This is a genomic window from Pseudomonas sp. efr-133-TYG-23 (assembly GCF_030209215.1).
Taxonomy (GTDB): Bacteria; Pseudomonadota; Gammaproteobacteria; order Pseudomonadales; family Pseudomonadaceae; genus Aquipseudomonas; species Aquipseudomonas rhodesiae.
In genome coordinates, this window is sequence record NZ_JARVSL010000052.1 from 1 (window position 1) to 21355 (window position 21355).

Below are 21355 nucleotides of genomic sequence, written 5' to 3' on the forward strand. Positions count from 1 at the left end.
CCATAGATCTCTACACACGTTTCAAAGGCTGAAATAACTCTGTGGTGAGCGGGCTGGCCCCGCGCTCTACCGCTCAATCGACCGACTCCACCGCGCGTTCCACTCCGGTCGCGCCTGGTTCACCTGGTCCCAATCAATCGAAATCGCTGTTTGCAAATAACCCTGCATCGCCTCCACCCGCGCGCGGGTTTTGTCGGTGGTCGGCGTGGTCGGGTTCGAGGGGATCTGGTCACCTTCCTCCAGCGCCGGCGCCTGGGCTTCGGCGCTCAGCAGGTAGGCCGCGAGTTTCTGCGCCAGCTCCGGCTGATCGTTGCGGGCGATTACGCATTCGGCGACGTTGAGCACCACCGCGCCTTCCTTGGGTTGCGCATATTCCATCGGTACGCCGAGCAGTTTCTGGGTGGCGACCTGGGTTGGGGTGAGAGGGAAGATCGCGGCTTCGTCGGTCTGCACCATCTCGGAGATTTTCGCCGAGCTGGCGATGTATTCCAGTACGTTGGGGCCGACGGTTTTCGGCCAGGCCTTGAAGCCGGGGTCTACGTTGGTCTCATCGCCGCCCTGCAAACGGTTGAACATCAAGAAGCCGTGCAGGCCGAAGGTGGAGGAGGCCAGGGACTGGAACACCACTTTGTCCTTGAAGCGTGGGTCGGCCAGGTCCATCCACGACGTCGGGGCGGCCCAGCCTTTTTCCTTGAACAGCCTGGCGTTGTAGCCCAGGCCGGTGACGCCCAGGGTCACGGCCACCGCTTGGTCCTTGATTTTCGCCTTGGCCGGGATTTGCTCCAGGGTCGGGCTGGGCGTGAGTTTGTCGCACAGGCCCATGGAAATGGCGCGGTACATGATGCCGTCGTCGAGGAACATCACATGCATCTGCGGGTTGTTTTTATTGGCCTGGACCTTGGCGAGAATGTCCGACGAGGTGCCGGGTACGATCACCACTTTGACGTTGTTGGCCTTCTCGAACGCGGGCAGTACTTTATCGGCATACACCCGTTCCATGGTGCCGCCGTTCATGCCCAGATACAGCGTCGGCGCGGCATGGGCACCGGCGGCGAACAGGGCGAGGGTCAAGCAGGACAGCGCATTACGTGGGTTCATGGTTTTTCCTCTCAGGCTTGGAATCGACGGATGGAAAACGCTTCGATGGGCTGACGGCTGGCGCCCGAGCAGACGATCTCTGCCAAGGCTTCACCGACGGCAGGGCCGAGCTGGAACCCGGCGCCGGCAAAGCCGAAACCGTGGAGCAGACCCGGTGTGGTGCTGCTGGGACCGATCACAGGTTCATGATCGGGCAGGTAACCTTCGGTGCCGCTCCAGGTGCGGATCGCCTGGGCGCCCTGAAGAAACGGGTACAGCTCGGCGGCATTGCGCAGAATCTCCAGCACTGCCGCTTGCCCGGGGCGTGCCTGACGCGGCCCGAGGGCAAAACCACGCCCGCCACCCAGGATGCAATTGCCTCGCGCCACCTGGCGCGCATAGATCCCGCCGCCTTCGACGCCGGTGCTCACGTCCATCACTACCGGCAGCGGCTCGGTCACCAGCATCGCCGGGTGCGCCGAGGTGATCGGCACCGGTTCACCGAACTGTGCGGCCACGCTGCCGGCCCAGGCACCGGCACAGTTCAACAGCCATGGCGCGTGCAAGTGCAGGCCATTGGCGCAGTGCACTTGGAACACGCGGCCATCGTGCTCGATGCGCACCACTTCGGCCTGTTCGTGCACGACCGCACCGTGACACTGCGCCGCGCGGGCAAAGGCCGGTGACACCAGGCGCGGGTTGGCGTGCCCGTCTTCCGGGCACAGCGAGGCGCCGACCGCCACGTCGCCCACCCACGGAAAACGCGCGCGCAGTTCGGCGCGATCCAGCAGTTGCAGGCCCAGATCAAACTCGCGGGTGCGCTCGGCGTAGGCGTGCAGCGCGGCGAAATCGGCGGCGCTGCGGGCCAATTTCAGATGCCCGCAGCGCACGTATTCGCCGTCGATGCCGATCAAACCCGGTAACTCGCCCCATATCTGATGGGCGCGCTGCGACAGTGGCAATTGATGCAGGGGCCGACCCTGGCGGCGCACGCCGCCGTAATTGACGCCGCTGGAATGGGAGCCGCAAAAGTCACGCTCCACCAGCGTCACGCGCTGGCCTTTTTGGGCGAGCATCAACGCCGCCGACGCGCCAACAATACCGCCTCCCAGTACGATCACGTCGCTCATGGCTGCACCTGCACGCCAAACGGCAGCGGCTTGATCGGGGCTTGACCACGTAGGCGACCGACGTCCTCCACGCTGCGGCCGCTGCGCTCAGCGACAATCTCCGCTGCCGCCAACCCACACAACCGGCCCTGGCAGCGCCCCATGCCGACGCGGCAGTGGGCCTTGACCCGATTGATCTCCCAGTGACCGTCGTCCACCACCGCGCGGATATCTCCGGCGCTGACTTCTTCGCAGCGACACACGGTCAGATTGTCCGGCGCTTGTGCCGCCCACTTTTCTGGAAAGGGAAACGCGGTCTCCAGCCCCAGGCGAAAGCGCTGGATGCGCGCCAATTGCTGTTCCAGCACGGCGGGCCTGTGCCGATCGGTGGCGACGCCGGCGTCTTCCAGTAGCGCCAGCGCCGCGCGTTCGCCGGCCATTTGCGCAGCGTCCGCGCCCATGATTGCGGCGCCGTCACCTGCCAGGTACACGCCGTTTACGCTGCTGCGTCCGGCGCTGTCGCGGGTGGGCAGCCAGGCGCGGTTCAAGGGGTTCCAGGCGAATGCACAACCGAGCAGATCGGCCAGTTGGGTTTCGCTGCGCAGGGCATGGGCGAAGGCGACGGCGTCGCAGGCGAGGGTGTGGGCGCCCCAACGAATGCCGCTGACCCGTTGCACACCGTCGATCTGCGCCAGCGTCGCGCCCTGATGCACGGGTACCCCGTGGGCCGTCAGCCAGGCGCGGTAGTACATGCCCTTGGCCAGCGTCGCCGGTTGCCCGAGCAGGGCCGGCAGCGCGCGGCACTGGGCGCTGAACGGTGCGCTGTCGAGCACCGCTACCACCGTCGCGCCGGCCTTGGCGTATTGGTATGCCACCAAATACAACAAAGGCCCGCTGCCACACAGCGCCACCCGCTCACCGATGGCGCAGCCTTGGTACTTCAAGGCGATCTGCGCCGCGCCCAGGCTGTAGACACCGGGCAAGGTCCAACCCGGCACCGGCAGGATACGGTCGGTGGCACCGGTGGCGACGATCAGCCGCGAATACTCGACGCTGTCGGCGCGGTTATCCGTGAGTAGGTCCAGGCGCTGGTCCTCGGCATTCCACACCAGGGTGCGTGGCCGATAGTCGATCAAGTGGGCCAACTCATCCAGGGTGCGATGCACGGCCTGGGCCTTGCCCGCTTCGAAGCCATAGAGCTGCTGGGCGGTGCGCTGGAAGCCTTCGGGTTGGCGCCGATAAATCTGCCCGCCGCCGCGCAGCCCTTCGTCCACCAGGCAGGCGCGGATGCCGTAATCGAGCAGGGTGCGCGCCGCGCTGATGCCCGCCGGGCCTGCGCCCACAATCACCACCGGCTTCATGCGGTACGCCCCGGATCACGGCGGATCGCCTGGCCTTCTTCCAGCAGGGTCGAACAGGCCCGCACGCGCCGGCCGTCCTCCAGCCGCACCCAGCAATCCTGGCAGGCGCCCATCAGGCAAAACCCGGCGCGGCGCTCGGCGCTGAAGTCGCTGCCGCGCAGGTGCTCGCTGCAGGTCAGCACGGCGGTCAGCAGGGTGTCGCCGAGCAAGGCGCTGGCCGGCTGACCGTCGAGGGTAAACGCGACCACAGGGCGCGCGGTTTCGGCCAAGCGTTTGAACAGGCCCATCAATGTTTCCCCACCAGTACGCGGTCCAGGCCGTAGACCCGGTCCAACAGAATCATGGTCGCTGCCGTCAGCGCGATCACCAGCGCCGACACCGCCGCCATCATCGGATCGATGGATTCGGTGGCGTACACGTACATGCGCACCGGCAGGGTTTGGGTCGCCGGCGAGCTGACGAAAATCGACAAAGTCACTTCATCGAAACTGTTGATAAACGCCAGCAGCCAGCCGCCGGCCACGCCGGGCAGGATCATCGGCAGGGTGATCTGGCGAAACAGCGTAAAGCGACCGGCCCCCAAGGATTCGGCGGCCTGCTCGGCGCTGCGGTCGATGCCGATGGCCGCCGCCAGCACCAGGCGCAGCACGTACGGGGTGATGATCACGACGTGGGCGAGCATCAGCCAAGTGAAGCTGCCGTTCACTCCCATCAAGGCGAACAGGCGCAGCATCGCCACTCCCAGCACCAGGTGCGGAATGATGATCGGCGACAGGAACAAGGCGCTGAAAAAGTCGCGCCCCGGAAACGAGTAGCGACTGATCGCCAACGCCGCCGGCACTGCGATCAGCGTGGCCAGGGTCGCGGCGCTGAACGCCAGGATCAGGCTGTTGTAGAACGCCTGGATAAAGTCGGCACGCTCGAACACCGCGCGGAACCAGCGCAGGGAGAAACCCTCGGTCGGCAGACTCAAGGTGTTCTCCGGGGTAAACGCCACCAGGCATACCACCACCAGCGGCGCCATCATGAACAGCACCACCAAGCCATGGAAGCCGAGGGCCAAAGGACCGTTTCTGGACATGTGTCTAAACCCCCAGGGACTTTTTGTAACGGCTTTCGAGCAGGCGGTTCCAGCTCAGCATGATCAGCAGATTGACCAGCAACAGCACCACCGCGATGGTCGCGCCCATGGGCCAGTTGAGTTCCGAGAGGTACTGGTCGTACACCACGGTGGCGACCATTTTCAGGCGGCGTCCGCCGAGCAGGCCGGGGATCGCGAACGAACTGGCGGCCAGGCCGAACACAATCAGGGTGCCGGACAGCACCCCCGGCATCACCTGGGGTAACACGATCTTGCGCATCACCGTGGCCTGGCTGGCGCCAAGGGACAGCGCCGCCTGCTCGGCCGACGGGTCGAGCTTTTGCAGCGAGGTCCATACCGGAATGATCATGAACGGCAGCATCACATGCACCAGCGCGATGATCACCGCGAACGGCGTGTACAACAGCTTCACCGGGCGCCCGCCGAGTAGTTGAATCAATTGGTTGACCAGGCCATCGGCCCCTAACAGCAGGCTCCAGCCGAACGCGCGCACCACTACCGATATCAGCAGCGGGGTGAGGATCAGGATCAGAAAGATCGAGCGCCACGGTGTACCCATGCGGCTGAGGATGTAGGCCTCCGGCACGCCGATCACCACGCACAGCAAGGTGACCAACGCGCTGATCCAGAACGTGCGCCAGAAGATCTCGTAGAAATACGCATCGCTGAACAGCGCCAGGTAATGGGCGAGGGTCCACTCATGGGCCTTCACCCCCACTTGGTAGTCGAACACGTTGAACGACAGCACCAGGGTCAGCCCCAACGGCAGGATCAGCAGCCCGGTAAACAGCAGCAGCGCCGGCAGTGACAGCAGATAGCCCCGACTCATGGGCGTACCTCGTCGGCAGCCAGCACCCGCAGCAACTCGGCCGGCCACTCAAGGCCCACCGCTGCGCCGTTGCCCAGCGGTGCGCTGCCATCGTTGGCGCGCACCACGGTGATTTCACCCAGCGAAGTGTGGATGCGGTACAGCCATTGGCTGCCGAAGAAGAAGCGGTCGAGCACCTGGCCTTGCAGGCGGCCGCTGCCGGCATTCACCAGTTGGATTTTCTCCGGGCGCAGGCTGAGGGTCAGTTCGCCGTCGCCGCTTGCCTGCCGCACTTGCGGCGTGCCGAGGGCGTCGTAATCGCCGGGCAACAGGTTGGCCTTGCCTACGAAGTCAGAAATAAAGCGTGTGCGCGGGTGTTCGTAGAGGGTGTAGGGCGCGTCGATCTGGGTCACGCGGCCGGCCTCCATCACCACCACGCGGTCGCTGATGGACAGCGCTTCGGCCTGGTCATGGGTGACCATCAGCGTGGTGATGCCTACCGCGCACTGGATGCGGCGGATCTCGAACTGCATCTCTTCGCGCAGGTTGGCGTCGAGGTTGGACAGCGGCTCATCCAGCAGCAGCACTGGCGGTTCGATCACCAAGGCGCGCGCCAGGGCCACGCGTTGGCGCTGGCCGCCGGACAGCTCACGCGGGTAACGCTCGGCGTGGGGAGCCAGGCGCACCAGGTCGAGCACGGTCTTGACCTTGCTGGCGATCTCGGCGGCGGGCACTTTGCGCATCTTCAGGCCGAAGGCGACGTTGTCGCGCACGCTCATGTGCGGGAACAGCGCGTAGCTCTGGAACACCACGCCCAGGCCACGGCTGGCGGGCTTGGCGTGGGTGATGTCGCGCCCATCCAGCAGGATCTGGCCGCTGGTCACCTCGACGAAGCCGGCGATCATTTGCAGGGTGGTGGTCTTGCCACAGCCCGAAGGGCCGAGCAGGGAAACGAACTCGCCTTTTTCCACGGCCAGGTCGGTGGCGACCACGGCGTCGACGGCGCCGTAGCGTTTGCTCAAGGCGTTGAGTTGGAGAAATGCCATGTCTGCGTTCCACCTTTTTCAGTCGCGTCGAAACGCGCTTTTTTTGTTTTGGGCAGATGCGAAAAGCGTACTGCGGGTGCGTTGGCGCTCGATCTTGAGTCGGCTGCCGCGTGTTGTTCGTTTTCGCCCCTGTGGACGCAGATTAGGACGAAGACTAGGATGCGCGAAAGATGGAATTTCACTGAACGAACTGCTTTTTTCAGTTTTATTCATTCAACAGAATTAATAGCGAGAATATGCGGTATGGATTCCACTGAGCGGAATGAGAATCTCAAGGAAGTTGGCGCCGGTGCTGTGTCGCGCGTGTTTGCGTTGTTGCGCGCATTGGGCGAAGTCTGCGAGGGCGGCGAACGGGTGACACAGCTCGCGCAACAGGTCGGCCTTTCGCAACCCACCACCCACCGCCTGCTACGCAGCCTGGTGGAAGAGGGCATGGTGGAGCAGGATGCGCGCAGCAAGCGCTATCGCCTGAGCCTGGAGTTCTTCGCCCTGGCGGCCAATGCGGGCAAGACCGGCAACCTGCGCGACCTGGTGCGACCGAGTCTGTTGCGCCTGAGCGCCTCCTTGGGCGATTCGCTGTTTTTGCTGGCGCGCAGCGGCTTCGATGCGATTTGCCTGGACCGCAGCGAAGGTCCGTACCCGATCCGCACCTTCACCGGCGACATCGGTGGGCGCGTCGCCCTGGGTGTGGGGCAGGGCAGCCTGGCCATCCTGGCCTACTTGCCGGAGGAAGAACGCGAAACCGTGATCCGCTACAACCTGCCCCGGCTCAAGGACTTTCACCTCTACGACGAAGTGCTGCTGCGGTCGGAAGTGGAGAACGTGCGCACCCTGGGCTATGCGGCGCGCAATACCGGGGTGCTGGAAGGCATGGCGGGCCTGGCGGTACCGATCCTCAATCGCGAGGGGCACGCGGTGGCTGCGTTGAGTGTGGCGACCATCAGTGATCGCTTGGGGCCGAGCCGCTTGCCGATGGTGGTGGAGTTGCTCAAGCGCGAAGCCGCCGCCATCGGGCCGAGGCTCAATCCCTTTGATCCGACGTTGCGTAGGCCGTCGAAGACGTTTGGCGATTGAGCCTGGCGATGCTTGGACGGAAGGCTATCCCTACTCTGTCGTAGAGGTATTTCTCACTGCGGTCTTGGCTTTGGTCTGAGTAGGAAAACCTACTGTTCGTGCAGTCGATAGTACTTTCACGACGGATCGCTGGAACTGTTGAGTTATAGGCCGCCACACATGCGGCGTTGACCCAGTGTAGGGTTTGCCTGGGTTAATAGTGAAAGACTCTATTAACGAGGAACGACTATGAACGTGTTTTGTCCGCCTGCGCGAAATTTCTTTAACAATGAATTTACCTACAACCCAATGCCCGTTAGCAATGGCCAATTGCTTGGTGCAGGTCAGTCTGCCTATAACAATGGAGGCATGACTCCGTCGCGTATTTTGGGAGAGTTTGCAAACAACTTCGGCTATTTCGCAGAGCCAGAATCTCGTTTCGCAGAGCCAGGATCGCGTTTCGTTTCGCGTGACGCACTTGCGCGCACTGGCGAGCGTCCAATGAGCGGCGATTTCTTTCACGATCGGATGACAATGCTCGCCCGGGAGATCACCCAAAATGTCCGGTTGGACAGCAAGCACGATGGCGCCATCAATCGCGGCTGGCAGAGTGATCGTATCTTTCCGACAGACGTGTTCGAGGCTATGGCTCTGTATGACGCGGAAGATGTTTTCTCCAGCATGCGCGGAATGCCCGAGGGATTGGAGATGCCTAACGACTGCATGCAGCGTCAGCGTATCGAGAGTGGGTATGGCGACAGCTGGGCCCGTAATTATTCTCCAATGGAGAACGGCATGAGCCCACAGAATGCTGAGGTCGCTTCTAATTTTAAGAATGCCAAAGACTCAGATCTGGCCTTGGAGTTGGGTAATAATTTTGATTATTTCAAGCCTAACGAAAACAACAAAATAACTCAGGAATCGCTTCGCGACGTTGCAGCAAAGCCTCTGACGGGGGATCCGGTCAGTGATCGGCTGACTTTGTTGGCCCTTGAGATCATCAGTCGTCCTTCGTTCAATCGAAAAATGGACTCTATGGACGAAAGTGATAAACCCGACACAATCATAGGGCGCGACACCGTTGAGCGTCTGTCCAAGTAACGAGATGCGCCTGAAGATGCAGCATGTCGACCAAGTGATTTAAAGCAGACAGGTCATCAATCGTTACTGGATCGAATATGACAATCAAGGTGCTGCCTACGATGTAGGCCGCACCATTAATCGTATTTGGCCAATTGCAGGACGCTCAGCGATGACCCCACTCGACCCATCAGGACCTTCATGGGCCGTGACCGGATAAAGCACGGGAAGATAGGATCCAATTACGGTATAACCCTCGGACGCTCTAGCTCTCCGAGGCCCGGTTTTTTCATGCAAAGCCCTTTGCAACGTCCGCTGTGGCAGGTCTACCTGATCTTTCTCGCACCGATGGTGCTGTCCAACTTCCTGCAAAGTTTGTCCGGCACCCTCAATGGCATCTATGTCGGGCAAATGCTCGGCACCCAGGCCCTGGCAGCAGTGTCGGGGATGTTCCCGGTGGTGTTTTTTTTCATCGCCCTGGTGATCGGCCTGGGGGCGGGCGCGTCGGTGTTGATCGGCCAGGCGTGGGGTGCTCAGGAAACCGCAATGGTCAAGTCCATCACCGGCGCTACGCTGGCCCTGGGCGCGCTGGTGGGCGTGAGTGCGGCGGTGCTGGGCAGTCTGTTTGCGCGCTCGGCGTTACAGGCCCTTGGCACGCCGCTGGATGTGCTCGACGATGCGGTCGGCTATGCGCGGATGATGATGCTGATCATGCCGTTGCTGCTGGTGTTCATCCTCTACACCCAACTGTTGCGCGGCGTCAGTGACACCATTTCACCCTTGCTGGCGCTGATGGTCTCGACCCTGGTGGGCCTGCTGCTGACTCCCGCGTTGATTGGCGGCTGGGTCGGCCTGCCGCCCTTGGGCATCCAGAGCGCGGTGTACGCCGGTCTGGTGGGCAACGGGGCGGCGATGCTGTTTTTGATCCTGCGCCTGCGCCGCAAACAGCATGTGATGGCGCCGGGCCGCGAGTTACTTGCGGCTTTACGCCTGGACCGCGCGATTCTCGGCAAAGTGCTGCGTATCGGCTTGCCCACCGGCCTGCAAATGGTGGTGTTGTCGCTGTCGGAATTGGTCATCCTGGCGCTGGTCAACGGCCACGGCTCCCAAGCCACTGCGGCTTATGGCGCGGTGACGCAGATCGTCAACTACGTGCAGTTCCCGGCCTTGTCGATAGCCATCACGGCCTCGATACTCGGCGCCCAGGCAATCGGCGCCGGGCGCCTGGAGCGCATCGGCCCGATCCTGCGCACCGGCCTGCTGATCAATACCTGCCTGACCGGCGGCCTGATTGTGCTCGGCTATGCACTGTCGCACTGGTTGCTGGGGCTGTTCATCACTGAGGCGCAGGCGCGGGTCAACGCTGAACACCTGTTGCACATCATGTTGTGGAGCATCCTGGTGTTCGGCTTTCAGGCTGTGGTGGGGGGCATCATGCGCGCCAGTGGCGTGGTGCTGATGCCGGTAGCGATTTCGATTTTCTGCGTGCTGTGCGTCGAGTTGCCGATGGCCTACCTGTTCAATGCGCATTTCGGTCTGGAAGGGGTGTGGATGGCGTTCCCGGTCACCTACCTGGCGATGCTCGGGCTGCAGACCGCGTATTACCGGTTGGTATGGCGGCATAAGCAGATCAAACGGTTGGTGTGATGGAAAGAACGCGCACATTCTGCACAGAAGGCGTCTGAGTCATGGCCAACCCTTACGCGGATTTATTCCATGTTCCCGGCGCCCGCGCCTTTGTGCTGGCGGGCATGCTTGCGCGCATGCCGGTGTCGATGACCGGTATCGGCCTGATCACCATGCTCTCGCAAGTGCAGGGTGGCTATGGCCTGGCGGGCTCGGTGGCGGCGGTGTTTGCCCTGGCCACGGCGTTTTGTGCGCCGCAGGTCTCGCGCTTGGTGGATCGCTACGGGCAGGGCCGGGTGCTGCCGATCGCTGCGTTGATTGGCGGCGGCGCGTTATTACTGTTGTTGTTATGCACGCGCCTGCAGGCACCGACCTGGACCCTGTTTGTATTTGCCGCGCTGTGCGGCTGCATGCCGAATATGTCAGCCATGGTGCGAGCACGCTGGACCGAGGTGTATCGCGGCCAACCCCGATTGCGCACGGCGTTTGCCCTGGAGTCGGTGCTCGATGAGGTGTGCTTTATCATCGGCCCGCCGATTTCGGTCGGGCTGAGCGTCGTAGTGTTTCCCGAGGCCGGGCCGTTAGCGGCGGCGCTGCTGCTGGCCGTAGGTGTCACCACCTTCGTGTTGCAGCGCGAGACCGAACCGCCGGTGCATGCGCATCAGGATCATCACGGCCGCTGGCTGATCGCGTCGCCCTCGGTGCTGATCCTGATGATCCTGCTGCTGGCCATGGGCGTGATCGTCGGCGTGGTGGATGTGGTCAGCGTGGCGTTCGCCCAGCAGCAGGGCCAGCCGGCGGCGGCGAGCATTGTGCTGTCGGTGTACGCCATCGGCTCGTGCCTGGCCGGGCTGGCCTTCGGCGCGCTCAAGTTCAAGGCGTCCTTGCCTCGGCAGTTCCTCGCTTGCGGGGCGGCGACGGCGCTGACCACCGTGCCGTTGCTGTGGGTAAGCAATATCCCCGGCCTGGCCGTGGCGATTTTTATCTCCGGGCTGTTTTTCGCGCCAACGCTGATCGTCTCCATGGCCCTGGTGGAACGCCTCGTCCCGCCCAGCCGCCTGACCGAAGGCATGACCTGGCTGATCACCGGCCTGAGCATCGGGGTAGCCATTGGCGCCGCGAGTTCCGGCTGGATGATCGACCACTTCGGTGCCGCCAGCGGGTTCTGGGTGGCGCTGGCCGCGGGGGGCGTGGTGCTGGGGGCGGCATTACTGGGGTATCGGCGGTTGGGGTAGTTTGCTATGCGCTGGGGTGAAGTTCTGCGAAGTGATGTTGCAGGAACTCATTCAGCGCCTGACGCGTCAGGTCATTGAGCGTGACTTTCTTGCGGGTCGCCGCCAGCGCCGCAGCCAAATGCAGGTCATGCCCAACCCGCACATTGAAAGAGCCCTTGCAGGGCTTTTCCGGGGTTTGACCAAGGTTCTGGCACGTCACGAGATAGTCGTCCACGGCCGCCTGAAAAGCCGCATCCAAATCAGCGACGGTTTTTCCTTCGTAGCTGATCAGCGCCTTGATGAACAAGATCTTGCCGAACAGGCAGTTGTCTTCAAGGCTGGCCTCGATAGAGCCGATGTAGCCTTTGTGTTTGAGTTGGTTGTTCACTGAATCAGTTCTCCTGATTTCAATTGTTCGATGATCTGGCGTCGAATGTAGTGCTTCAGTTCGTTGCCAGGGTGAGGCTTGTGCAGCGTGATCATGGCAGTGGGGTCGCCACTGTCGAACTTGACGCGGCTTCCAGCCCCTTCGATCTGTGTGTAGCCCAGGCGACGCAGCAGCGTGACGAGTTCGGGCCATGTAAATGCCATTTGCTCATTGAGCAGTTTGGCCAGCAGCTTTTCATTTTTGGACACGGCGTTCCTTGCGTGTAACTAAATGTAGTTGCAGAGAGTGGTTTGCGTCAATGCTAGCTCGGTTACGTGCATCTTTCCCGTCACAGGTGTAACCCTTGATGACGCTCGGTTTCGCGCCTGCATCCCCTCGCTAATTTTTCCTTTCGCGATTCGTTTTATAGGGACGACGTGCCTTTGTGCTTCCTGCCTATTGCTCCGGATCCCAAGAAATGAATGCTGAAGACTCCTTGAAACTTGCTCGCCGGTTTATCGGGTTGCCCCTGGAAAAACGCCAGCGGTTCTTGCAGGCCTTACAGACAGAAGGCGTGGAGTTTTCGCGGTTTCCGATTCCGGCCGGGGTGCAGGCGGAGGATCGCCAGGCGTTGTCCTACGCGCAGCAGCGCATGTGGTTTCTTTGGCAATTGGACCCGGCCAGTGGCGCCTATAACTTGCCGGGCGCGGTGCGGCTCAAAGGCACGCTGAGCTTGCGGGCTATGGAGCAGGCGTTCGCCAGTCTGGTCGAGCGCCACGAAACCCTGCGCACGGTGTTTCAGCGCCAGGCTGATGAACGCTTGTCCCAGGTGGCCATTGAGCCATCGGTGGCGGTGGAGCCGCTCGACCTGAGCGACCTGCCGCTGGCCGAACGGGAGCAAGCGGTGAGCGACGCGGCGGTGCGCCAGTCGCTGTTGCCGTTCGATCTGGAACACGGTCCGCTGCTGCGCGTGCAACTGCTCAAACTCGCCGAACAGGAGCATGTGCTGCTGCTGACCCTGCACCATATCGTCTCCGACGGTTGGTCGATGAACGTGCTGATCGACGAATTCATCCGCAGCTACGATGCCTACGAACGCAACGAAACACCCCGACTGCCGCCGCTGCCGATCCAATACAGCGACTACGCCCTGTGGCAGCGCCGCTGGCTGGAAGCGGGGGAGCAGGCGCGGCAACTGGATTACTGGCAGGCGCGCCTGGGGGATGAGCACCCAGTGCTGGAGCTGCCCACCGACCGTCCGCGCCCGGCCATGCCCAGCTATCAGGGCACTCGCCATCACTTCGCGATTGATGCGGACCTTGCCGCGCAATTGCGCAGTTGTGCGCAGCGCCACAATGTCACTCTGTTCATGCTGTTGCTGGGTGTATTCAACGTGCTGCTGCATCGCTATACCGGCCAGGGTGATATCCGCGTCGGCGTGCCGATCGCCAACCGCAACCGCACGGAAGTCGAGGGGCTGATTGGCTTCTTCGTCAACACTCAGGTGCTGCGCACCGAATTGACCGGGCAAACCCGCGTCGCCGAACTGCTGCAAGCCATCAAGGAGCATGCCCTCGGCGCCCAGGCCCATCAGGAATTGCCCTTCGAGCGCCTGGTGGAAGCGCTGCACGTCGAACGTAGCCTGAGCCATACGCCGCTGTTCCAGGTGATGTACAACCACCAGCCGGTGGTGGCCGATATCGCCTCGGTCAGCACCGCCTCGGGCCTGGAGCTGGCCCTGGTGGAGTGGCAAGGCCGTACTACCCAGTTCGACCTGACCCTGGATACCTATGAAAAATCCGGCACCCTGCACGCCGCGCTGACCTACGCCAACGACCTGTTCGACGCGCCGTCCATCGAGCGTATGGCCCGCCACTGGATCAGCCTGCTGCACGCCATGGTGGGCGATGGCGAGCAGCGTATCGGCGAGTTGCCCATGCTGGACGCCGACGAACTTCAACGCGTAACCCACACCTGGAACCAGACCGCGCAAACCTATCCCACTGAGCGCGGCATCCACCACCTGATCGAAGACCAGGTACGCGCCACCCCGGATGCCCCGGCCTTGCAGTTCGGCGATACCACCTTGAGCTATGCCCAGCTCGATACCCGCGCCAACCGTTTGGCCCATGCGTTGATCGAGCAGGGCGTTGGCCCGGATAGGTTGGTCGGGATCTGCGCCGAGCGTTCGGTGGAGATGGTCATCGGCCTGCTGGCGATTCTCAAGGCGGGCGGCGCCTATGTGCCGCTTGACCCTGAATACCCCCGGGAGCGCCTGGCCTACATGCTTGAAGACAGCGGCGTCCAACTGCTGCTTACCCAGCAGAGCCTGCTGCCGTCGTTGCCCACTGCGGGTATCCGGGCGATTGCCCTCGATCAGCCTGCCGATTGGCTGGAGGGCTACAGCAGCGCATCGCCCGAAGTGACCGTGCACGCGCTGAACCTGGCCTACGTGATCTACACCTCCGGCTCCACCGGCAAGCCCAAGGGGGCCGGTAACAGCCATCGCGCTTTGGTCAACCGGCTGTGCTGGATGCAGCAAGCCTATGGCTTGGGCGTGCGCGACGCGGTGTTGCAGAAGACGCCATTCAGCTTTGACGTGTCGGTCTGGGAGTTCTTCTGGCCGCTGATGACCGGCGCGCGCCTGGTGGTTGCGGCCCCCGGCGAACACCGTGAACCGGCGCGCCTGATCGAGAGCATCGGACGCCATGCCATCACCACCGTGCACTTTGTGCCGTCGATGCTGCAAGCGTTTATCCACGAGCCGGGCGTGCAGGGTTGCGCGAGCCTCAAACGCATCGTGTGCAGCGGCGAAGCCTTGCCGCTGGAGGCGCAGCAGCAGGTGTTCGCCAAGCTGCCGAATGCCGGCCTGTACAACCTTTACGGCCCGACCGAAGCCGCCATCGATGTGACCCACTGGACCTGCGTCGACGAAGGCGCCGACTGTGTACCTATCGGCCGTCCTATTGCCAACCTCGGCACCTACGTGCTCGACGCCCAGCTCAACCCGCTGCCCGCCGGGGTATCCGGCGAGCTGTACCTGGGCGGCGCTGGCCTGGCACGCAGTTACCATCGGCGTGGCGCGCTGACCGCCGAGCGCTTCGTGCCCAGCCCGTTCGCCGCGGGGGCGCGTCTGTACCGGACCGGCGACCGTGTGCGCCAGCGTGCCGATGGGGTGATCGAATACCTCGGACGCCTCGATCATCAGGTCAAGCTACGGGGTCTGCGTATCGAGCTGGGGGAAATCGAAACACGTCTGTTGCAGCACCCGTCAGTGCGCGAAGCCGTGGTGCTGGTGCAGGGCGGCAAGCAATTGGTGGCCTATCTGGTGCCGCAGGGTGACGCGCCGGACGACCTCAAGGGCTGGCTGCTCAACAACCTGCCGGAATACATGGTGCCGACCCATTGGGTGCACCTGGCCAAACTGCCGGTGACCGCCAACGGCAAGCTCGACCGTAAAGCCTTGCCGCTGCCGGACGCCGCGCCCCAGCAGGCTTACAGCGCCCCGCAGAATCCCATGCAACAGGCGCTGGCGGCGATCTGGAGTGATGTGCTCGGCGTATCCCAGGTCGGCCTGGACGACAACTTTTTCGAACTGGGCGGCGATTCGATCATCTCCATCCAGGTGGTCAGCCGCGCGCGTCAGGCCGGTATCCGCCTCAGCCCGCGGGACCTGTTCCAGTACCAGAGCGTGCGCGGCCTGGCGCAGGTCGCGAGCTTTGAGCAACTGGCTGTGATCGACCAAGGCCCTGTCAGCGGCGACGTAATCCTGACCCCGGTGCAGGCCAGCTTCTTCGAGCAGGCGATCCCGGCGCGTCAGCACTGGAACCAATCGCTGCTGCTGACCCCGCGCGAAGCCTTGGTACCGGCACGCCTGGAAGCGGCCCTGACCCGGTTGATCAACCACCACGATGCCCTGCGCCTGCGCTTCGTCGAGCAGGACGGCCAATGGCAGCAACAGCACGCCGCGCCGATCACTGAGGCAGCATTGTGGCAAACCCAGGTCGCCGACGAGAACGAGCTGGCCGCATTGTGCGATGAGGCCCAGCGCAGCCTGGACCTGGCACGCGGCCCGTTGCTGCGCGCCGTGCTGCTGACAATGACCGATGGCACGCAGCAGCTGCTGCTGGTAATCCATCACCTGGTGGTCGACGGCGTGTCCTGGCGCGTGCTGCTGGACGATCTGCAACAGGCTTATCGCCACGCCGCATTGCCAGCCAAAACCAGCGCCTACCAACAATGGGCGCAGCAGTTGCAGGCCCATGCACTGACCCTTGATGCCCAACTGCCGTACTGGCAGGCGCAGTCCATGGCGACGGAGCTGCCCTGCGACAACCCTCACGGTGGCCTGCAAAACCGCCTGGGCCGCACCCTTGAAATCCGCCTCGACGCCGAGCACACCCGCCAGCTCTTGCAGGATGCTCCAGCGGCCTATCGCACCCAGGTCAACGATCTGCTGCTGACCGCCCTGGCGCGCATCATCAGCCGTTGGAGCCAGCAACCTGCGGCGTTGATCCAACTGGAAGGCCATGGCCGGGAAGACCTGTTCGACAGCCTCGACCTGAGCCGCACCGTCGGTTGGTTCACCAGCCTGTTCCCGCTGCGCTTGCAGGCCTGCGGCGAGTTGTCGAGCGCGATCAAGGCGGTCAAGGAACAGCTGCGCGCCGTGCCGCACAAAGGCATCGGCTATGGCCTGCTGCGCTACCTCGGCACCCCGGACGCGCGTGCAAGCCTGGCGAGCCAGGCCGCGCCGCGCATTACCTTCAACTACCTGGGCCAATTCGACCGCCAGTTCGACGAGGCGGCGCTATTCGTCCCTTCGCCACGGGGCAGCGGCCAGGCCCAGGACCCCGAGGCGCCGTTGGCCAATTGGCTGACAGTGGAAGGGCAGGTGTACGGTGGCGAGCTGGCGTTGCGTTGGGGCTTCAGCAGCGAGATGTTCGACGTGGCGACCGTCCATGGTCTGGCGGACGACTATGCCGCCGAGCTCAAGGCCGTGATCAAGCTGTGCTGCGCCACACCGGCGGGGCAGGTCACGCCGTCGGATTTCCCCCTGGCGCGCCTGAGCCAGGCGCAATTGGACGGGTTGCCTGTGGCGGGGCCGCAGATTGCCGATCTCTACCCGCTGTCGCCGATGCAGCAGGGCATGCTGTTCCACAGCTTGTACGAACCCGAGGCCCAGGCCTATATCAACCAACTGCGCCTGGATATCGAAGGCCTGGACCTGCTGGCGTTCGGACGTGCCTGGCAGGCCGCCCTGGACCGCCATGACATCCTGCGCAGCAGCTTTCATTGGTTGGGCCTGCACAGCGCCCATCAACTGATCCGGCGCCATGTCGATTTGCAGTTGCAGGTGATCGAAGACACGGGCGCCGATCTGGATGCACTGGCCGAAGCCGAGCGCGACAAGGGCTTTGCCCTCGACGCGGCGCCGCTGTTTCGCCTGATGCTGGTACGCGGCGCCGGCCACGGGTGGCACCTGATATTCACCAGTCACCACATCCTGATGGATGGCTGGAGTAACGCCCAGTTGCTTGCCGAAGTGATCGCTCACTATGCCGGCCATGCCGTACCTGCGCCGGCGGGGCAGTTCCGCGATTACCTCGGCTGGTTGCAGCAACAACCCAGCGGCGAAGCGTTCTGGAAAGCGGCCTTGGCACCTCTTGAGGCGCCGACTCTGCTGGCCGATGTGCTGCGTGTGCCCGCCAACGGCACCGGCATGGCCGATTACCCCATGGTGCTGGACGCCGACTTCACCCGCGCCCTCGGTGAATTCGCCCGCGCACGTAAAGTCACCCTTAACACCGTGCTGCAAGGCGCCTGGGCCTTGCTGCTGCAGCGTTACACCGGCCAAGCCTGCGTGGCCTTCGGTGCCACGGTGGCCGGGCGTTCGGCACCGTTGCCGGGGATCGAGCAGCAGTTGGGCCTGTTTATCAATACCTTGCCCATCGTCAGCGCGGCGTCGCCTTCGCAGTCGGCCGCCGATTGGCTCAGCGCGTTGCAAACCCTCAACCTGAGCCTGCGCGATCACGAACACGTGCCGCTCTATGACATTCAAGGCTGGGCCGGCCAACAGGGCGCGCTGTTCGATACCTTGCTGGTATTCGAAAACTTCCCGGTGGCCGAAGCCCTCAAACAGGGCGCGCCCGCCGGGCTGACGTTCGGACCGTTGCACAACCACGAACGCACCCATTACCCGCTGACCCTGGGCATAGAGCTGGGCGCGAGCCTGCGCCTGGAATTCAGCTACGACCGTGCACGTTTGAGTGCCGAGCAGGTCGGCCGACTGGGCGCCAACCTGCGGCATCTGCTGGTGCAACTGCTCGTCGATGCCCAGGCGCCGTTGGGCAGCCTGCAGCTGCTGGCGCCCGACACCCGGCGCGAACTGCTCGCCCGCAGTCAATCAGCTGCCGCCGCCCAGAGCCGCGCGCGCGTGCATGAACGCATCGCCGCCCAGGCTGCCAGCACCCCCGACGCATTGGCCGTGCAGGCGGCTAACGAACAGTTGAGCTACGCACAGCTCAACGCGCGAGCCAACCGTCTGGCTCATCGTCTGCTGGAGCTTGGCGTTGCTCCCGGCCAGCGCGTGGGCCTGGCGTGTCGCCGTGGTCCGCAGTTGATCGTCAGCCTGTTGGCCGTGCTCAAGAGCGGCGCGGCCTATGTGCCGCTGGACCCCAAATACCCCGCCGAGCGCTTGGCGTACATGCTGGCCGACAGTCGCTTGAACCTGCTGCTCAGCGAAACCGGGCTGCTTGCCGACCTGCCGTTGCCCGAGGGCCTGGCCCGCTTGGACTTCAGTGCCGAGGGGGCGGAGCTGGCGGGCTACTCGGCGCTCAATCCGCCCAACCATGCCGCCGCTGCCGACCTGGCCTACGTGATCTACACCTCAGGTTCCACAGGCCAGCCCAAGGGCGTGGCCATCGACCATGCCGCTCTCGGCCAGTTCTGCGACAGCGCCGCCCGCTATAGCCAGTTGCGTAGCGATGACCGTGTGCTGCAGTTCGCCACGTTCAGCTTCGACGGCTTTGTCGAGCAGTGTTACCCACCGCTGTGCATGGGCGCGGCGCTGATCATGCGCGGTGACGAGTTGTGGGACGCCGGGCAACTGGCGCGGGAAATTGTCGAGCAGGGCGTGACCCTGGCCGACCTGCCGGCGGCCTACTGGTACCTGCTGGCCAAGGAGTGCGCCGTGGATGGCCGTACGCTGGGCAACCTGCGCCAGGTGCATGTGGGGGGCGAGGCGATGTCGGTGGAAGGGCTGCGCGCCTGGCACGCCGCTGGGTTGGGCGCTGTGCGCCTGGTCAACACCTACGGGCCGACCGAGGCCACTGTGGTGTCCAGCGTGCACACCTGCCAACTGGCGGATGCCAGCGAAGCGTTTGGCGTACCGATTGGCCGCGCCATCGAAGGCCGTGGGCTGTATGTGCTCGACAGTGCCTTCGACCTGCTGGACAGCGAAGGCGTCGGCGAACTGTGCATCGGCGCCGAAGTCGGCCTGGCCCAGGGGTACTTCGACCGCGCGGCGTTGACCGCTGAACGCTTCCTGCCCGACCCATTTTCCAGCACGCCGGGTGCGCGGCTCTACCGCAGTGGCGACCTGGCCCGCTACAACGCGGCGGGCGCCCTGGAGTATGTGGGGCGTATCGACCATCAAGTCAAAGTGCGCGGCTTCCGTATCGAAATGGGCGAAATCGAAGCCCATCTGCAAGGCTTGCCGCAGGTACGTGAGGCGGCCGTGATCGCCCAGCCGAGCGCGACCGGTGCGCAACTGGTGGCCTACGTCGTGCCGGCCCTGGAGCAGCCGCTGAATACCCAGGCCCTGGCGGCGACCTTGCAACGCTCCCTGCCGGACTACATGGTGCCCGCGCACTGGGTGGTGCTCGATGCGCTGCCCTTGAACCCCAGCGGCAAACTCGACCGCCGCGCACTGCCGGCCCCGGACCTGAGCCAATCGCCCCAGGCCTACCGTGCCGCGCAAACCCCGCTGCAACAGCAACTGGCGGCCATCTGGCAGGCGGTGTTGCAGGTCGAGTCGGTGGGGCTGGATGACCACTTTTTCGAACGCGGCGGCCACTCCTTGCTGGCCACCCAGGTGATCTCTCGGGTGCGCCACGACCTCAAGCGGGAAGTCCCATTGCGCGCCTTGTTCGAACAGCCGACGCTGCAAGCGTTTGCCGTGGCGTGCGCGGACGTGCAGGCCGACACCGCGCCGCCGATGGTCAGCGTGTCGCGCGAGCAGCCGCTGGCACTGTCCTATGCCCAGGAGCGCCAATGGTTTCTGTGGCAACTGGACCCCGCCAGTGCGGCGTATCACATGCCCAGTGCATTGCGTCTGCGGGGGCCGTTGAATGTCGATGCGCTGCAACAGGCCCTGGATGCCCTGGTCACTCGCCACGAGAGCCTGCGCACCCATCTGCTCCAGGAAGCCGAGCGTACTGTGCAGGTGATTAGCCCGCAGGTACACCTTGCCATGGCCGTGCTCGACACCGATGAAGCGCACCTTGAAGCCACGCTGCAAGCCTGTATCGCGCAACCTTTCGACCTGCGTGCGGGGCCGCTGATGCGGGTCAACCTGCTACGCCTGGCCGAAGATGAGCATGTGCTGGTGCTGGTACAGCACCACATCATTTCCGATGGCTGGTCGATGCAGGTGATGGTCGACGAGCTGGTGCAGCTCTATGGCGCTTGCAGTCAGGGCCAGCGCCTGCAATTGCCGGCGCTGCCGATTCAATATGCCGATTACGCGGTGTGGCAACGCCAGTGGATGGAGGCGGGCGAGAAGGCGCGTCAGCTGAGCTACTGGCGCGAGCTGCTGGGCGGTGAGCAACCGGTGCTGGAGCTGCCGTTCGATTATCAGCGCCCGGCGGTACCGAGCCATCGTGGCGCGCGTTTGTCCATTGACCTGTCGAGCCCGCTGCTCGACGACCTCAGGGCCCTGGCTCAGAGTGAAGGGGTGACCCTGTTTATGCTGTTGCTGGCGTCTTATCAGGCGCTGCTGCACCGCTACAGCGGCCAACAGGACATTCGCGTTGGCGTGCCGATTGCCAACCGCAACCGTGTGGAAACCGAGCGTCTGGTTGGCTTCTTCGTCAATACCCAGGTACTCAAGGCCGAGATCGATGGTCACGTCAGCGTGCGCCAACTGTTGGCCCAGGTGAAAGAGCGGGCCCTGGAAGCCCAGGCCCATCAGGACCTGCCCTTCGAGCAACTGGTCGAAGCGCTGCAGCCAGAGCGCAGCCTGAGCTTGAGCCCATTGTTCCAGGTGGCGTTCAACCACCATATCAGCCAGTCCGGCCAGCACCTGCAGCGTCTGGCGCATTTGGACATGACCCCGGTGACGTGGGACGACACCAATGCGCATTTCGATCTGGTGTTGGATATCGAGGAGTCCCAGGAGCGGCTCAACGCTTCGTTGAGCTACGCCACCGACCTGTTTACCGCCGCCACCATCGAGCGCATGGGCCGCCACTGGCACAACCTGTTGCAGGCAATGGTGGCCGACCCGCAGCAGA

Annotated in this window: 14 protein-coding genes; 5 read left to right on the forward strand and 9 right to left on the reverse strand. The window is 63.7% G+C overall.

Features of this window, described 5'->3' with window-relative positions:
• Nucleotides 1-66: 66 nt before the first annotated feature.
• From QRN41_RS25735 to QRN41_RS25765, 7 genes are read right to left on the reverse strand one after another with little or no spacing between them, the layout of a single operon-like run.
• Complete coding sequence (locus tag QRN41_RS25735; protein ID WP_034096954.1) at nucleotides 67-1098, reverse strand: ABC transporter substrate-binding protein; 1032 nt, start codon at nucleotides 1096-1098, stop codon at nucleotides 67-69.
• An 11-nt stretch (nucleotides 1099-1109) separates the two neighbouring features.
• Nucleotides 1110-2207 carry an NAD(P)/FAD-dependent oxidoreductase gene (locus QRN41_RS25740; RefSeq protein ID WP_285422273.1) on the reverse strand — a complete coding sequence of 366 codons (1098 nt, stop codon included), beginning with the start codon at nucleotides 2205-2207 and terminating at the stop codon, nucleotides 1110-1112.
• Nucleotides 2204-3547: an FAD/NAD(P)-dependent oxidoreductase gene (locus tag QRN41_RS25745; protein WP_285422274.1), complete on the reverse strand. Its 1344-nt coding sequence runs from the start codon at nucleotides 3545-3547 to the stop codon at nucleotides 2204-2206. Before QRN41_RS25745 ends, QRN41_RS25740 begins: the two co-directional genes overlap by 4 nt.
• Nucleotides 3544-3834, reverse strand: a complete 291-nt coding sequence (locus QRN41_RS25750; RefSeq protein WP_034096957.1) for a (2Fe-2S)-binding protein — start codon at nucleotides 3832-3834, stop codon at nucleotides 3544-3546. The genes QRN41_RS25745 and QRN41_RS25750 overlap by 4 nt, the downstream gene beginning before the upstream one ends.
• A complete protein-coding gene (locus QRN41_RS25755; protein ID WP_285422275.1) occupies nucleotides 3834-4628 on the reverse strand; it encodes an ABC transporter permease in 795 nt (264 codons plus the stop codon). Before QRN41_RS25755 ends, QRN41_RS25750 begins: the two co-directional genes overlap by 1 nt.
• A gap of 4 nt (nucleotides 4629-4632) precedes the next feature.
• Nucleotides 4633-5478: an ABC transporter permease gene (locus QRN41_RS25760; protein ID WP_047883052.1), complete on the reverse strand. Its 846-nt coding sequence runs from the start codon at nucleotides 5476-5478 to the stop codon at nucleotides 4633-4635.
• Complete coding sequence (locus tag QRN41_RS25765; protein ID WP_034096960.1) at nucleotides 5475-6503, reverse strand: ABC transporter ATP-binding protein; 1029 nt, start codon at nucleotides 6501-6503, stop codon at nucleotides 5475-5477. The genes QRN41_RS25760 and QRN41_RS25765 overlap by 4 nt, the downstream gene beginning before the upstream one ends.
• A gap of 243 nt (nucleotides 6504-6746) precedes the next feature.
• On the opposite strand from QRN41_RS25765, the gene QRN41_RS25770 reads away from it, so the two are divergent.
• The 4 genes from QRN41_RS25770 to QRN41_RS25785 all read left to right on the forward strand — a co-directional run bounded on the left by QRN41_RS25770 (nucleotide 6747) and on the right by QRN41_RS25785 (nucleotide 11497).
• Nucleotides 6747-7577, forward strand: a complete 831-nt coding sequence (locus QRN41_RS25770) for an IclR family transcriptional regulator (RefSeq protein WP_094066985.1) — start codon at nucleotides 6747-6749, stop codon at nucleotides 7575-7577.
• A 228-nt stretch (nucleotides 7578-7805) separates the two neighbouring features.
• Entirely contained in the window at nucleotides 7806-8657 is an 852-nt protein-coding gene (locus QRN41_RS25775) for a hypothetical protein (RefSeq protein ID WP_285422276.1), read from the forward strand.
• Nucleotides 8658-8927: 270 nt separating this feature from the next.
• Complete coding sequence (locus QRN41_RS25780) at nucleotides 8928-10283, forward strand: MATE family efflux transporter (protein WP_285422277.1); 1356 nt, start codon at nucleotides 8928-8930, stop codon at nucleotides 10281-10283.
• A gap of 41 nt (nucleotides 10284-10324) precedes the next feature.
• Nucleotides 10325-11497, forward strand: a complete 1173-nt coding sequence (locus tag QRN41_RS25785) for an MFS transporter (RefSeq protein ID WP_285422278.1) — start codon at nucleotides 10325-10327, stop codon at nucleotides 11495-11497.
• A 4-nt stretch (nucleotides 11498-11501) separates the two neighbouring features.
• Here QRN41_RS25785 and QRN41_RS25790 read toward each other — a convergent pair whose 3' ends face one another.
• Together QRN41_RS25790 and QRN41_RS25795 are read right to left on the reverse strand one after the other, a co-directional pair.
• Nucleotides 11502-11864, reverse strand: a complete 363-nt coding sequence (locus QRN41_RS25790; RefSeq protein ID WP_034113094.1) for a type II toxin-antitoxin system HicB family antitoxin — start codon at nucleotides 11862-11864, stop codon at nucleotides 11502-11504.
• Complete coding sequence (locus QRN41_RS25795; RefSeq protein WP_034096965.1) at nucleotides 11861-12112, reverse strand: type II toxin-antitoxin system HicA family toxin; 252 nt, start codon at nucleotides 12110-12112, stop codon at nucleotides 11861-11863. Before QRN41_RS25795 ends, QRN41_RS25790 begins: the two co-directional genes overlap by 4 nt.
• Before the next feature lie 209 nt (nucleotides 12113-12321).
• Between QRN41_RS25795 and QRN41_RS25800 the strand changes: the two genes are divergently transcribed.
• A partial coding sequence (locus QRN41_RS25800; protein WP_285422279.1) for a non-ribosomal peptide synthetase occupies nucleotides 12322-21355 on the forward strand: 9034 nt, incomplete at its 3' end.